General features: G+C 70.3%; 8 protein-coding genes. 4 read left to right on the top strand and 4 right to left on the bottom strand.

Translation table 11 applies throughout. From position 1 onward, the window contains the following. Positions 1–20: 20 nt before the first annotated feature. Positions 21–1,334 (bottom strand): discoidin domain-containing protein, encoded by a 1,314-nt coding sequence (locus KRR26_RS09625; RefSeq protein ID WP_321202757.1) that lies wholly within the window; start codon positions 1,332–1,334, stop codon positions 21–23. Positions 1,335–1,371: 37 nt separating this feature from the next. Next, a complete protein-coding gene (treZ, locus tag KRR26_RS09620) occupies positions 1,372–3,216 on the bottom strand; it encodes a malto-oligosyltrehalose trehalohydrolase (RefSeq protein ID WP_217079657.1) in 1,845 nt (614 codons plus the stop codon). A gap of 284 nt (positions 3,217–3,500) precedes the next feature. Between treZ and KRR26_RS09615 the strand changes: the two genes are divergently transcribed. The 3 genes from KRR26_RS09615 to KRR26_RS09605 all read left to right on the top strand — a co-directional run bounded on the left by KRR26_RS09615 (position 3,501) and on the right by KRR26_RS09605 (position 6,699). Beyond that, on the top strand, positions 3,501–4,640 hold the full coding sequence (locus tag KRR26_RS09615) for an AAA family ATPase (protein ID WP_120204223.1): 1,140 nt from the start codon (positions 3,501–3,503) through the stop codon (positions 4,638–4,640). 136 nt (positions 4,641–4,776) lie between these two features. Continuing rightward, the gene (locus KRR26_RS09610; RefSeq protein ID WP_120204221.1) at positions 4,777–5,151 is read left to right on the top strand and encodes a DUF5335 family protein; all 375 of its coding nucleotides are present in this window, start codon (positions 4,777–4,779) and stop codon (positions 5,149–5,151) included. A 96-nt stretch (positions 5,152–5,247) separates the two neighbouring features. Next, on the top strand, positions 5,248–6,699 hold the full coding sequence (locus KRR26_RS09605) for a phospholipase D-like domain-containing protein (RefSeq protein WP_236068440.1): 1,452 nt from the start codon (positions 5,248–5,250) through the stop codon (positions 6,697–6,699). Between the two features lie 7 nt (positions 6,700–6,706). Here the strand turns inward: KRR26_RS09605 and KRR26_RS09600 are convergent, their stop codons facing one another. Then, positions 6,707–8,101, bottom strand: a complete 1,395-nt coding sequence (locus KRR26_RS09600; protein ID WP_120204220.1) for an MBL fold metallo-hydrolase — start codon at positions 8,099–8,101, stop codon at positions 6,707–6,709. 453 nt (positions 8,102–8,554) lie between these two features. On the opposite strand from KRR26_RS09600, the gene KRR26_RS09595 reads away from it, so the two are divergent. Beyond that, entirely contained in the window at positions 8,555–9,181 is a 627-nt protein-coding gene (locus KRR26_RS09595; RefSeq protein ID WP_120204218.1) for a hypothetical protein, read from the top strand. On the opposite strand, the gene KRR26_RS36700 is transcribed toward KRR26_RS09595, so the two are convergent. Continuing rightward, positions 9,158–14,287 carry a DNA topoisomerase 3 gene (locus tag KRR26_RS36700; RefSeq protein ID WP_236068467.1) on the bottom strand — a complete coding sequence of 1,710 codons (5,130 nt, stop codon included), beginning with the start codon at positions 14,285–14,287 and terminating at the stop codon, positions 9,158–9,160. The two genes, KRR26_RS09595 and KRR26_RS36700, sit on opposite strands and share 24 nt — an antisense overlap. Positions 14,288–14,328: the final 41 nt, after the last annotated feature.

The following is a 14,328-nucleotide window of genomic DNA, read 5'->3' as shown; positions in this document are numbered from 1 at the left end:
GCCCTCCCCGGCTGAACCTCCTAGGGCTGGATTTCGCGGACACTCAGCCACTTGAAGTCCACGTCCAGCGCGTTGTCCCAACGGAACGTTGCAATGGGACCGCCCCAGGTGATGGGCATGGCGGCCGTGGTGCCGCCACAATGCTGCGCGTCACCGCCCCAGCCGCCGTCATCCACCAGGTCGTAGACCTTCTTCCAGGTGATGCCGTCCGCGGTCTCGTTGACGTACATCTCCAGCCGCACGCCGAGCTGGGTGGTGGACACCGGCACGTTGCGCATCACCGCCTTGAGGCCCACCCAGCGCCCCAGGAGCGAGGTGGTGGCCATCACGAACGGCGTCTGCTCGTACGAGACGTGCCACGTCTCCTTCTGCCATCGGGCGCGGCCGTCGAAGTGCAGGCCCGCCTTGTAGCTGCTGCCCTCGCAGCCCAGGTGCAGGTCGTTGTGCTTGCCGCCGCGCGCGTACCAGTCGAAGTTGTCCGCCGGATCCAAGGTGGAGTTGAGCTTCACGAAGCCGGTCATCTCCACGTTCTTCCAGTCGTTGGGGGCCTGCATGTAGCCCCGGCCCGCCAGCACGTCGCGGTCATAGGTGGTGATGAGTTGCGCGTCGTAGCCGGTGGACGTGAAGACGCCCATGCGCACCTGCTGCTTGCGCATCTTCCACGAGCCATCCGCGTTGCGCGTGATGATGCCCTGGGGGTCGAACCGGCCGTCCCCCGTCGCGTTCTCCGCGAGGAACCACTGCTCGCCGCCGACCTTGTCCGGGTAGAGCATGGTGACGCCGAAGGGGTCCTTGCCCAGCTCAGGGTCGGGCTCTGGCGCGAGGGGCGCGACGGCCAGTTCGGAGATGCGCGCGGACTCGGCGGGGGCATCGCCCAGCACGGTGATGCGCACGTAGCGCGCGACGCGGGGCGCGAACGTGTAGCGCTCCATGGCGGACGTCGTGCCGGACGAGGCGCCGGAGAACACGCGCGTGTACGTGATGCCGTTGGTGGAGAGGGCCAGCGTGAAGCGGCGCGTGTGCGCGTCGCCGTGCAGCCACGCGATGTCCACCGCGTCCACCGTCCGCGCGTCGCCCAGGTCCGCGCGAAGCCACGGCCGCGAGCCCTGACAGGCCCAATACGTGTCGAGGTCTCCGTCGATGGCGGACACGGGGCGGTGACCATCATCGCCGCTCGCCTTCGCGGCCACGAAGCCCCCGGCGGCCCGCGCCTGCGCGCCGAGCGTCAACGTCAGGACGAGCCACCGCGCGAGCCGTGGCGGCGCGCGCCGGCGGGCGCAGGGCGGTGCCATGGCGGCGAAGCCACCTCGGTCGGGATGCGTGGGATTGCCCATCCGTCCTCCTCGCCCCGACCTCCCCGTGTCGCACCGCTCAACGCCCCAGCCGCACCACCGCGGCCGAGGGCCCGTGGAGGTGCAGCCTCCCCGCGTGAAGGGGTGACTCGGAGACAGCGCCCCCGAAGCGCGGGGCCTCGCTCCACAGCAGCAGTTCCGCGGAGGGGAACGCCTGGTCCAGCGTGCCGCGCAGGTTCAGAACGACCGCGAGCCGGTGGTCCCCCGTCCACCGCTCCAACAAGAGTGCGTCCGGGCCCAGGGCGCGCGCATCGTGGAAACCCCGGTGTCGGTCTCGGAGGCTGGGGTCGGTGGCGCGCAGCCGGAGCAACTCTTGATAGAGCGCGCGCACCTCGCGGTGGCCGGGGCGCTCGGCCTCGCTCCAGTCCAGCCGTGAACGCAGGAAGGTCTCCACGGCCTGAGGGTCGGGCACCTCGGTGCCGGCGAAGCGCGCGAACGCGGCGAACTCCTTGCGGCGGCCCTCGGTGACCTGGCGCCCCAACGCCTCGTGGTGGTCCGTGAAGTAGAGGAACGGTGTGGTCGCGTTCCACTCCTGTCCCATGAAGAGCAGCGGCGTGTGGGGCGCCAGGAGCAGCACGGTGCTCATGGCGCGGAACGCGGCGGGGGAGACGTCGTGGCCCAGCCGCTCGCCTCCCGCGCGGTTGCCCACCTGGTCGTGATTCTGGAGGCAGACGACGAAGCGCCACGGCTCCAGTCCCTCGGAGGAAGTGCCGCGCGCGTGCCCTCGGCTGGGGGAGCGCTGGCCCTCGTAGAACCAGCCCCGGCGCAGGGTGCGCGCGATGTCCTCGGCGCTGCCCGTGTAGTCCTGGAAGTAACCGTCGCTGTCGCCCGCGAAGGCGCGGCGCAGTTGGTGATGAAAGTCATCCGCCCAGACGCCATCCAGGCCGAAGCCCTCGTCGGAGGGAGGTCGCAGCAAGCGGCGCTCGTTGCGCTCGTCCTCGGCGATGACGATGACCCGGCGGCCCGGCGCCACGTCGCGCGCGCGCGACGTCAACTCCGCGAGCAGGTGGGGCTCGCCGTCATCGAAGAGCGCGTGCGTGGCATCCAGGCGCAGGCCGTCCACGTGGTAGTCGCGGATCCACATCTCCACGTTGGAGAGCACCAGCGAGCGCGCCAGGGCGGACCGCGCGCCGTCGTAGTTCACCGCGTCGCCCCATGGGGTGTGGTGGCGGTCGGTGAAGTAGTCGTGGGCGAAGACGCGCAGGTAGTTCCCGTCCGGCCCGAAGTGGTTGTAGACGACGTCCACGAGCACCGCGAGGCCATGCGCGTGGGCGGCATCCACCAACCGGCGCAGCCCCTCCGAGCCGCCGTAGCAAGTGGAGGGCGCGAACAGGTCCACGCCGTCGTAGCCCCAATTGCGTGAGCCCGGGAAGCTGGCCACGGGCATCAGCTCCAGCGCGGTGATGCCCAGGTCGCGCAGGTCGCGCAGGCGCGGAATGAGCGCCTCGAAGGTCCCTTCCGAGGTGGCGGTGCCCACGTGCACCTCGTAGAGGACGAGCGAGCGGGGCTCGGGGCCTTCCCAGTCCGCGTCCGTCCAGGCGAAGGCGTCCGGGGCCACGACCTCCGAGGGACCGTGGACCCCCTGCGGTTGGGAGCGCGACCAAGGGTCGGGGAAGGGGCCCTCGCCGTCCACGCGCAGCTTGTAGCGGAGGCCGGCGCCCTGTCCGTCGAGCACCGCGCCGAAGCAGTCACCGGGCTCGGGGAGCATGGGGAGCGTGCCGCGATCGGAGCCATCCGCGTCGAAGAGCACCACCTCCAACCGAGCATGGCCCGGGGCCCAGACGCGCCAGTGCACCCGAGGGCCCGCCTCCACCCAGGCGCCCAACCTGGGCGCGCGCGACCGTGACTCGTCGGACAGGACCATGTCCGACCCAGTTAGCGCAGGAGCCTCACGCGCGGGAGGAATCCCTGCGGCGCGTCCGCGCGCGGCGCATCCTCGTGTTCACCGCTGGACCCCCGGTCTGCCCGCGAGTGGGCATCGACGAAGGCCCATGAACCCACCCCGGCTCGAGCACCCGGCCCCGGTGCCAGCAAGCACCCCAGGGCCCGCCGCGCGAGGGCCCGCTTGTCGCGCCCGCACGCGCCCGAGACAATGCGCTCCGTGCGAGCCGCGCATCGCGGGCCCGCCCCTTCCCGGAGCCTCTTCGGATGAGCCACCACCCCGCCGGTGCCCCCCGCCAGCCCCTCGACGACGACACCGACGTGCCCTCGCGCCTCCGCTCGCTGGAGGTGCTGTCACCTCGGGACATCGACGCCCGCTTGTCCGAGCACGGCTACCGCGGCCAGCCCGAGGCGCGCCGCGCCGCCTCGGTGCTCGCCTACCGCCACATGCAGCGCCTGCGCCGGCTCCACCTGGAGGGCATCCCGCCCGAGCCCGGCACGCGCGAGAACTGCCTCTTCCTGGGCCCCACCGGCTCGGGGAAGACCTTCCTCGTGGAGCTGCTGTTCCGAGAGATTCTCGGCGTCCCCACCGTGCTCGCGGACAGCACGCAGTTCTCCGAGACGGGCTACGTGGGCGATGACGTGAACACGCTCCTGTCGCGGCTCCACGAGGCCGCCGGACAGGACTCCGAATGGGCCGCGTGCGGCGTCATCTGCATGGACGAGTTCGACAAGCTCGCCACCCACCGCTCCGATAGCCGCTTCGCGGGACAGCAGACCACCAAGGACGTGACGGGGCTCGGCGTGCAGCGCAGCCTCTTGCACCTGCTCTCCTCCGCTCGCGCGGACTTCCCGCCGGACTTCGGCTTCACCAGCCGCACCCGCGCGCAGACGCTGGAGATGTCCTGCATCACCTTCATCGCCTGCGGCGCCTTCAGCGGCTTGAAGACCACCGTCGAGGGGCTCGCCCATGAAGAGCGCCTGGGCTTCGGCCGCACGCCCGGGCGCGACACCGCGTCCATCGCCTCGCGCGTGACGGATGACCAACTGGAGAACACCACCGCGTTCGCGCGCTTCGGCTTCATCCCCGAGCTCATCGGCCGCTTCAACCGCATGGTCTCCTTCGCGCCGCTCGACGCGAGCACCCTGATGGACATCCTCCAGCACAACGTGCTGCGCGCGTACGAGCGCGAGTTCGAGCTGGAGGGCCTGCGACTCCAGGTGCCCCAGGACGTGCGCGAGCACGTGGTGGCCCGCGCCCTCAAGCGCGAGACCGGCGCTCGCGGGCTGCGCGCCACCCTGTCACCGCTCCTGGAGCGCGCTGCGTACGAGCACTTCGGGCAGCCCCGCGCGAGCACCGTGCGCCTGGTCCTGGAGGGCACCGAGGTGCGCGCCCTCTCCACCTAGCCCCGCGAGTCCCGGCAGCCGACGCGGCAAGGGCGCGTCCGCAGTCCCCCCGACGCGACGGGGGACCAAGCCCGTCGCTCACCGCGGGGCCACGCGCCTTACGGTTGGCCATGAAACGGGAAGCGGAGGCACCTGCATGCACCACACTCGTGAAATCCCCCGCTCGGGCTGGGCGGACTATCTCTCCCTGCTGAGCAGCCTCGAGCGCGACCATTGGGTGCGCATCGAAACGGACAGCGAGGACACGGGCGAGCAACCCCTGGCCCAGCGGCTGCCGCTCATCGAAATCGCCCTGGAGGAGAAGGGCAGCGACCAGGGCGCCATCGAGGTCATGGTCGGCCGCCCAGGCGACGAAATCACCCACCGCATCTTCTCGCCGAACCACATCTACGCGGAGGAGAGCGACAGCGGCGAGCTGGAGTGCCTCGACATCGAGGACGCGGACCACGTCAAGACGCTCATCTACTTCGACGAGCCGCGGGCGAGCGAAGAGCTGCCGTCCACCACCTGACCCACCTGTCCCCACGAGCGACGCCCGAGGGGCAGGCATCCGCCATTCCAGGAGGGTGCCTGCCTTTCTTCGCCGTCCTCGCGCACGATGGGGCCCATGGACGTCGTCACCTGGGCAGTCTCGCTGTGGCCCCACGTGGTGGCCATCCTGACCGTGCTGGTCAGCGTGCTCGCCACCGCGCACGCGGTGCTGCACAAACGGGATGTCCGCGCCACGGTGGGCTGGGTGGGCGTGGTGTGGCTGGTGCCCGTGCTGGGCGCCGTGCTGTACCTGCTGCTCGGCATCAACCGCATCCGCCGCCGCGCGCGCTCCCTCACCTTGCGGCAGGAGCACGGCCGCTACCCTTCCGCGCCCGCCGCCCCGCCCCTCACCGCCGAGCACGTGGGCCTCCAGCAACCCGCCGCCGCGCACCTCGCCCCGCTCGTGCGACTGGGTGACGCGGTGATGCACCGGCCGCTGCTCCCGGGCAACCAGCTCACCGTGCTCGACTCCCGCACGGACGCCTACCCCGCCATGCTGGAGGCCATCGCCCAGGCGCGGCACACGCTGTCGCTGGCCACGTACATCTTCGACAACGACCCCGCGGGCCATCTGTTCGTGCGCGCGCTCTCCGCGGCCGTGGGGCGCGGCGTCCAGGTGCGCGTGCTCGTGGATGCCGTGGGCTCGCGCTACACGTGGCCTCCCATCATGGGGCGCCTTCGCCGCGCGAAGGTGCCGGCCGCGCGCTTCCTGCCCTCCTGGGCGCCCTACCGGTTGCCCTTCATGAACCTGCGCAACCACCGCAAGGTCATGGTGGTGGACGGCCGCGTGGGCTTCACCGGGGGCATGAACATCCGCAAGGACTTCCTCCCGGGCGAGCACGCCGCCCGGGACTTGCACTTCCGTCTGGAAGGCCCCGTGGTGGGACAGCTCCAGGAGATCTTCGCCGAGGACTGGGCCTTCACCACGCATGAGCACCTCCAGGGCGAGGCCTGGTTCCCGGTGCTGGAGCCTCGGGGCTCCGTGCTCGCGCGCGGCATCCCCGACGGCCCTGACGAGGACTTCGAGACGCTGCGCATGGTGCTCCTCGGCGCGCTCGCGACGGCGCAGAAGTCCGTGCGCATCCTCACGCCGTACTTCCTCCCGGACGCCGCGCTCATCACCGCGCTCAACGTGGCCACGCTCCGCGGCGTGCAGGTGGATGTCCTGCTGCCCGAGCGCGGCAACCTGCCCGTGGTGCAGTGGGCCAGCACCGCGCAGCTCTGGGAGGTCCTTCGTCCCGGCTGCCGCGTCTTCCTCACCGCGCCCCCGTTCGACCATGCGAAGCTCATGGTCGTCGATGGCGTCTGGTCCCTGGTGGGCTCCGCCAACTGGGACCCGCGCTCGCTGCGCCTCAACTTCGAGTTCGATGTGGAGTGCTACGACCCGGTGCTGGCCGCGGCGCTGGGGGCCCTCATTGACGCGCGCCAACGGAACGCGCGGCAGCTCACCCTGGAGGAGGTGGACCGCCGCGCGCTGCCGGTGCGCCTGCGCGATGGGCTGGCGCGCTTGCTCTCGCCCTATCTATGAGGCCGCGTCACAGCAACACGCGGCGCGCCCGCCAGTAGGTCTCCTTGGCCGTCCGGAAGAACGCCGAGTCCGCTGGCACGAGTGAGCGCAGCAGCTCCGCGGACTGCGTCTGTAGTGGGCGGATGCAGTGCGTCTCCACCTGCGAGCGCAGGAAGCCGAGCGGATCCCTCCGGCGATACTCTCCGAAGTATTCGCGCAGCTCGTTGCGCGTGCGCGCCTGCCCGTTGTCCGCGTACTTGGCCACATAGGGGCTGAAGTCCGGGTAGAGACCTCGCGCCCCGAACTCGCCGTGCAGGGTCGTCTTCATGAAGTTGCCGATGAGCAGGTCATCGAACACGCGATAGCGCACCGCCGTCGCGAGTGACTGCCGCGGCGCCTCGAAGGTGATGCCTCGACGGAAGCGGCGGCGGTGGAACTCGACGACGTGGTCCTGGCCGCCCACGCGGAAGCGCACGAAGTCCAGCGCGTCCTTCAGGTGATGGATGGCGCGGAAGTATTCCTGGAGCGCGTGGGCCTCCTCCTTCTCCAACAGCTCGCCCCAATCGTCACCGAACTCCTTGGGGTCCACCGGGTGAAGGGCCCGCTCCCGCGGATGGATTGGCTCCACCGCGTCGCGCGTGAAGTCGCGGCGGATGAACGCGGGCAGCAGCGTGCACGACTCGGACTCGAAGCCCCGCGCATAGTCGTCCAGCGTGGTGGTGTACGCGGAGGCCCAGACGCTGTCCGCGCGCTGGTATTTGTGCATGGAGCTGAAGGGCACGAAGTAGCGCACCCCGTACTGCTCCGCCTGCCTCGCGATGGTGCGGCCCACGGGCGTCTTGCGCGCGGCATAGGGCGGGATGCGCTGATTGTCCTCGGTGAAGAAGTTGATCATGTCCGCGTCGCCGTAGCCGGACAGCGCGAGGAGATAGGACTCTTTGTACTCGCGGACCACCTTGCGCACGAAGCGGCCCCAACCCCGGTCGCCCGCGTCGTTGAGGTTGACGAGCAAGCGCCCGCCCACGTCCACGAGCAGCACCGAGTCCTGGTTCACATCGGGGATGCACAGCACGCGGATGTGCGGCGACAACTGCGTCCACACGCGGTCCGGCAGGACGTGCACGGAGAAGCCCATGCCGCGCAGGTCATCGCGGATGCGCCCGCCGAAGTGGTTGGCCACGAGGAGCGTCCGGTCCCGCAGCTTCTCCAGCGTCTCCATGCTGAGGTGATCCGGGTGTCCGTGAGACAGCCAGACGAAGGGGCACTTCTGGATGGCGGCGCGCTGCTCGGCGGGGACCTCGTGAGACAGGGTCCAGCTTCCGAAGTATGCGCTGCCCTCCATCCATGGATCCGTGACCAGCACGGGGCCATGGTCATGACAGATGAGCGTGGCGTTGCCGATCGTCTCGAAGCCCAGTTCCATCGTGCGCCCCCTCCTGCCCGGGTTTGGAGCCGAAAAAGTGAAGCCCGCGGTGCCCCCACCCCACTGCCCCGGCGGACCGGGGCCATGACTCCGCGTCTGGTCGTCCGCCCTGCCCTCCGTCGAGCGGGCCGAGACGTTCCACGCTTGCCGCCTTCCCTCGGGACACGCGGAGCAGCGCCGGTGGAGCAAGTGGGTGGGCCCCGTCTCATTCAGGCAGGGCAACCCCTCGACCACGGGCCGCCCTGCCCCCGGCCGGCTGGCCCCTGTCGAGCGGGCACGAGCCTCGACACTGAACGATGCGCCCTACGGATTCACGCCAGGGATTGCGACGCGCGAAGCACACTCACGTCATGACAGGGTCAGCGCAAGCTGACTCGGTGACAGATGACAGAGGAGGAGCGACGGATCAGTCGGCGCAAGGCACGGTGCGAGCGGGCATAGACTCCGGGCACCATGAAAGAGCGCTTCCTCTACGCCGATCTCTGGACTTCCTCACCCTTGGCCCATCTGCGCGAGCGCGTGGCGGAGGCCGCCGCATGGTGTGAAGCCCATGCAGCGCGCGGCGACAATGAACGATGTCTGCGCAAGCTCAACAACCCCCTGGATGTCGAGCGGTTCGGCATCTTGAACCAGACACCGGACTGGCTCGTCAGAGACATCTCCTCTCAGCGCACGAAGGCCCTCTTGACCCACCGCATCCCAGTTTCCCCTTTCGAATGGGACAAGCTCCCGGGCCGGCTCCTCGTCTACTGGCCCGACGACAACACCAGCGATGGCGGCGCGGCGAGCGTCACTGCGGAGTTCTTCGATATCCACAACACCCCGCCCTGGGACACGTGGGCCGGCTACTTCGTCGACTCGAAGTACTGCGATCCGCTGGAGCCCGAAGCGATGCGGAGATACGTCCTCGCGTACATCCCAGCGGCGTTCGTGGACCTGGTCGAGGAGGGCATCGGGGTCAACCCCGAGTACTGCATCATGTGGCTGGAGGACTCGAAGACGACCCTGTCCCGAATCCTCGCCGAGGCGGGCTATCGCTGGCGCGGAGCCCGCGACTCAACCCCGACGGGCCACCAGTGAGAGCAGCTGCGCGCCGTAGCGCTCCGTGAGCGCGGGGCCCACGCCGTGGATCGACATCAGCTCGGCGCCCGTGGCGGGCCGAGCCGAGGCGATGGCCCCCAACACCCGGTCCGTGAGGATGCGGAACGCAGGCACGCGCCGCTTCCGAGCCTCCGCGAGCCGCCACGCCTTCAGGGACTCCACGAGCACCGGGGAGGCCTCGGCCGTGGCTGCGCCCCGTCCTCCCGCGCGACGCGTGCGAGCCCCCTCGTAGGCAGCCTCCTCGTCCCCAGAGGGCTCGCTCCACTCCTCCTCATCCGCCGAGAGCCGAGACGCGTTCCACGAGGCCCGCTGTGGAGGCGCCTCCGGCAACGCGCCCTTGCGCCATCCCGCCGGCGACTTCGCCCCAGAGCTTCGCGGAGTCGCTACGTCCTCCGAGCGTCCCTCGCTCGCACGCACACTGTCCCGCGTGCCCGCGCGCCCCTTCGCCGCGCTCTTTCGCGAGGCGCGCTTGGGCGTCTTCGCCGCACCCTTGCGCGAGCCCTTGCGCTTCTTGGACGCGGAGGGCTCCTGCGCCGCGGGGAGCACCACCTGTCCTGGAGCAATCGCGCGCGTGCGGCGCCCCGTGTCCGTCAGGGCCAGCCGCTGGAAGTGGATGACCTGTCCATCCTTCTCGAACGAGTCCTCGTCCAGCCGCGCCAGCCCCGCGCGCACGAGTCCGCCCACCAGCCGCTCGAAGTCGCGGCGAGCCAGGGACTCGCCATACAGCTCACGGTGCATGCGGCCCGTGGCCTGGGCGTCCCGCTCTTGCAGCGACTCCAGGATGCGGCCCAGCGCATGGGCCTCCACGGCCGAGGGCTCGCTGAAGCGCACCATCGCGCAGGAGTCGGGCGCGCAGACATCACACAGTCCACACGCGGCCCCCGAGTCCTGCACGTCACCGAAGTGCGCCACCAGCTGACGCATGCGGCAGCCATGGGCCTCCGCGTACCGGCCCATCTGGTCCAAGTGCAGTTGCTTGCGCTCTCGCTGCGCCACATACGCGGGTACCCAAGACGGCCGCCCGCGCTGCACCGTCTCATCCGGCGTCATGTCCACGCCGCCATGAATCCAGAGCTGCTCCAGCGACTTGTCGAAGACGTCCGGATCCATGCGCACGCGAGCCTGGAGCGCGACCTTCGGCTCCGGCACGCCAGCGGTGGCCTGATAGAGCCGCTCCAACACGCGGGGCTCTGGATAGTCGCGCTTGTGAAAGAACTCGTGCGTCCGCCGGTCCACGAAGGAGTGGAGCAGGACCGCACGCGAGGGCTTGCCGTCTCGGCCCGCGCGCCCCAGCTCCTGGTAGTAGCCCTCGATGCTCGCGGGCAAGGCGGCGTGGATGACGGTGCGAACATCCGGCTTGTCGATGCCCATGCCGAAGGCCGTCGTCGCGACGATGACCTCCAGCGAGCCCTTCAGGAAGGCAGCCTGAACACGGTCGCGCTCGGCGGGAGAGAGACCCGCATGGTACGCGGCGCACGGGAACTCGGAGGAGAGTGCTTCCGCGTACTGCTCGGCGTGCTTGCGCGTGGCCGCGTAGACGATGGCGGGCCGGTGCTCGGCCTCCGCGAGCAGTTCGCGGATGGCGTCACCGCGTCCGCTCGGGTTCAGTTCACGGACTTCGATGGCGATGTTGGTGCGCCGGAAGCCGTGGATGAACGTGCGCGCTGGACCGTTGCTGCCCCCGGCTCCACGCAGCCCGAGTTGCTGAACGATGTCCTTCTGCACATCCGGGGTCGCCGTCGCGGTGAGGGCCACGACGGGCGCGGGACGCAGCAGGGGCAAGCGCGCGCCCAGCAGGCGATAGTCGGGTCGGAAGTCATGCCCCCACTGCGAGATGCAGTGCGCCTCATCGATGGCGATGAGCGCGGGCATGCGGCGCGCGAGGAACTCCCCGAAGCCGGGAACGCCCAGGCGCTCGGGCGCGATGAAGAGGAAGTCGAGTCTGCCCTCCAGGTAGTCCGCACAGACCTGACGGGACGCGGCGCGGTCTCGTCCCGAATGGATCCGGTCCGCCGCGAACCCCAAGGACTGGAGCCGAAGGACCTGGTCCTCCATCAGCGCGATGAGCGGGCTCACCACGAGGGTCGTGCCCGCGCGAGCGAGCCCCGGGAGTTGGTAGCAGAGCGACTTGCCCGCGCCCGTGGGCATCACGAGCAGCAAGTCCTCACCCTCGGTGGCCGCGCGACACACCGACTCCTGGTACGGGCGGAAGTCCGAGAACCCGAAGGCGGCCTTCAGCAGCCCACGCAGCTGGTTCGAGGGGGTGGGGGCGCGATGAACCCGATCAGGCCGGCTCGCCTCGGACTGCGCGCGGCGACTCTTTCGCGCGGGAGCAGGGACGTCATCTTCCTCCTGGTCTTGCGCACGCCGAAGGTCACGAGACGCCGTGCGCCCATCCCATCCCAGCGGCGCCGATGCGCCAGCGGCCCCGCTCGAAGACCGCGCACTACCACTCGCCTCCACAACGCGCGGCGAAGCGCGATGCCCCTCGCGAGGGTCTTCACCCGAGCCCCTCACACGGGACATCGCGTCAGCTGAAACACTGCCCAGGGAGTCGGGCCGGCTCCGCGTCTCCGACTCGAATCGCGTCCCCTCGCTGCCCGCCCGCGCGGCTTGTGCAAGCCTCCCGCCGAGAGAGTCCGCCCCACCTCGAGACTCCTCGGAGTCAGCACGTCCCAACATCGCGCGCTGGCGCGGAGACTCCATGCCGCCCAGGCCCGCCTCGGCATGCGCACGGCCCATCGCCCCGTGCCGAAGCGAAGCCTCCGCGCCGCCCAGGCCCGCCTCGGCATGCGCACGGCCCATGGCCCCGTGCCGAAGCGAAGCCTCCGCGCTGCTCAGGCCCGCCTCGGCATGAGCACGGCCCATTGCCCCGTGCTGAAGCGAAGCCTCCGCGCCGCCCAGGCCCGCCTCGGCATGCGCGCGCCCCTGTGCTCCACCGAAGCGCTGCGTCTGCCCATTCGACGGGGGCGGTGAATACGCGGAGGTCGGCAGGCCTCTTGCTGCGCCGGCCACCACGCGGCTGTCCGCGAACGCAGAATCCACGGGACGACGTGCGGGAGACGCGGACGGCAGGGGCGCGGCCCCCTTGGGCATGCGGCCCACGACCTCGATGACGTACTTCTCGATGCCGCGCAGGAACTCGTCGAGTCTTCCCTCGCCTCGCTCGATGCGCTGGAGCCACGCCTCCCACTGGCCCGTCATCGCGGGCGTCTTCACGTCCGCGTGCACCACCTGGATCAGGTGGATGCCCTTCTCCGTGGCCTCCAGCCGCTTGCCCTGGCGCAGGAGGTACTCGCGCTCCAACAACACCTCAATGATGGAGGCGCGCGTGGCGGGCGTGCCCAGCCCGGTCTCACGCATCGCGTCCGCCAGCTCCTTCTCATCCAACGAGCGCCCAGCGGACTCCATCGCGGTCAGCAACGTGGCGTCCGTAAAGCGCGGCGGCGGACGCGTGCGCTTCTTCACCGCCTTCACGTCCTCCACGGTCTGGGGCTGCCCCCGCTGGAGCATCGGCGGCAGCACCTGCGAGTCATCCTCGGGCTCGTCGTCCTTGTCCTCGCCCTTGCGCGAGTCCCGGAGGCGCGGCGCCTTCTGCCCGCCTCCGATATCCAGCACCTTCCACCCCACCCGCTCCACCTGCGTGCCCGCGCTGTGGAAGCGATCCACCCATGGACCGGATGCGCCCGGTGACGACACCGCAGTGATGACCGTGGTCACCTGCCACACGTGATCTTCATGCCACGCCTGGAGCAAGCGCCGGCACACGAGGTCATAGAGGCGCTGCTCATCTGGAGACAGCCTCACCGACTCCGGCGAGGTGAGCGTGGGGATGATGGCGTGGTGGTCCGTGACCTTCGCGTCATCCACGTACCGCTTGCCCAACGGACGCGTGCCCGTGCCGGGAGCGAGGTCCTCCTCGTAGGGCGCGCGGATGGAGCGCACCACCTCCGGCAAGGTCTCCGCCACCGTCTGAGACAGGTGGCGGCTGGACGTGCGCGGATAGCTCAGGAGCTTGTGCTTCTCATACAGCGCCTGGGCGATCTCCAACGTCCGCTGCGCGCTGAAGCCATACAGGCGGTTGGCGTGGCGCTGAAGCTCCGTCAGGTCATACAGGAGCGGCGCCGGCATGCGCTTGGTCTCGGAGTCCAGCGACTCCACCGCCGCGCGCCCGCGCTTCACGCGCGCGATGACGTCTCCGGCTTCGGCGCCGTCCGCGTCCAGGCGCCGCGACTCGCGCACGCCCTCCATGCCGGGAGGAATCACCGGCTTTCCATCCGGTCCCGAGCGGAACCACGTGCCCTGATAGTGCGTCCCGGGCGGTACGTCCTTGCCCTGCGGCGCGAAGGTGGCCACGACCTCCAGGTAGTCGCGCGGGACGAAGTCGCGGATGGACAGCTCTCGCTCCACCACCATGGCCAGGGTGGGCGTCTGCACGCGCCCCACACTGAGCACGTCGTCATGCGCCAGCGAGTACAGGCGCGACAGGTTCATGCCCACCAGCCAGTCCGCGCGGCTGCGGCCCATGGCCGCCGCGTACAGCGGCTCGTAGGCGCGGCCGTCCTTCAATTGGCGGAAGCCTTCCCGGATGGCCTGTTCGGTGAGCGAGGACACCCACAAGCGCCGCACGGGCTTGCGGCATCCGGCGGCCTCGTAGATGTACCGGAAGATGAGCTCGCCCTCGCGACCGGCGTCCGTGGCGCACACCACCTGGGACACCTCGGCCGCGGTCAGCACGCGCCGGACGATCTCGAACTGGGAGCGGGTCTGCTCGGAGACGACCAGCGGCCAGTCACCGGGCAACATGGGCAGGTGCGCGCGACTCCAGCGCTTCCACTCGGGCCGGATGTCGTGAGGCTGAGCCAGGCCCACCAGGTGCCCGATGGCCCACGTCACCAGATAGCCATTGCCGCGGAGGAACCCCTCGCCGCGCTCATGGGCGCCGAGCACCCGGGCGATGTCGCGCGCCACGGCGGGCTTCTCCGCCACCACCGCGGTGATGGACCCGCGCCCCGCGCGAGACGCCGTGCCTTCCGCGCCCACGTCCCGGGAATCCGATCTGTTCCACCCGGGCGACTCGCCCATTGCGTCCCACCTCACGGCTTCTCCCCTCCCGCCCTGTCCGC

The sequence above is a fragment of the Citreicoccus inhibens genome (assembly GCF_019039035.1).
In the GTDB taxonomy this organism is placed as follows: Bacteria; Myxococcota; Myxococcia; order Myxococcales; family Myxococcaceae; genus Citreicoccus; species Citreicoccus inhibens.
This window is presented reverse-complemented; position numbering and strand designations above follow the sequence as displayed.

Coding starts and splice junctions, on each gene's coding strand:
- KRR26_RS09595 (WP_120204218.1), top strand. CDS start 8,555: ATGAAAGAGCGCTTCCTCTACGCCGATCTCTGGACTTCCTCACCCTTG.
- KRR26_RS36700 (WP_236068467.1), bottom strand. CDS start 14,287: ATGGGCGAGTCGCCCGGGTGGAACAGATCGGATTCCCGGGACGTGGGC.
- KRR26_RS09625 (WP_321202757.1), bottom strand. CDS start 1,334: ATGGGCAATCCCACGCATCCCGACCGAGGTGGCTTCGCCGCCATGGCA.
- treZ (WP_217079657.1), bottom strand. CDS start 3,216: ATGGTCCTGTCCGACGAGTCACGGTCGCGCGCGCCCAGGTTGGGCGCC.
- KRR26_RS09610 (WP_120204221.1), top strand. CDS start 4,777: ATGCACCACACTCGTGAAATCCCCCGCTCGGGCTGGGCGGACTATCTC.
- KRR26_RS09615 (WP_120204223.1), top strand. CDS start 3,501: ATGAGCCACCACCCCGCCGGTGCCCCCCGCCAGCCCCTCGACGACGAC.
- KRR26_RS09605 (WP_236068440.1), top strand. CDS start 5,248: ATGGACGTCGTCACCTGGGCAGTCTCGCTGTGGCCCCACGTGGTGGCC.
- KRR26_RS09600 (WP_120204220.1), bottom strand. CDS start 8,101: ATGGAACTGGGCTTCGAGACGATCGGCAACGCCACGCTCATCTGTCAT.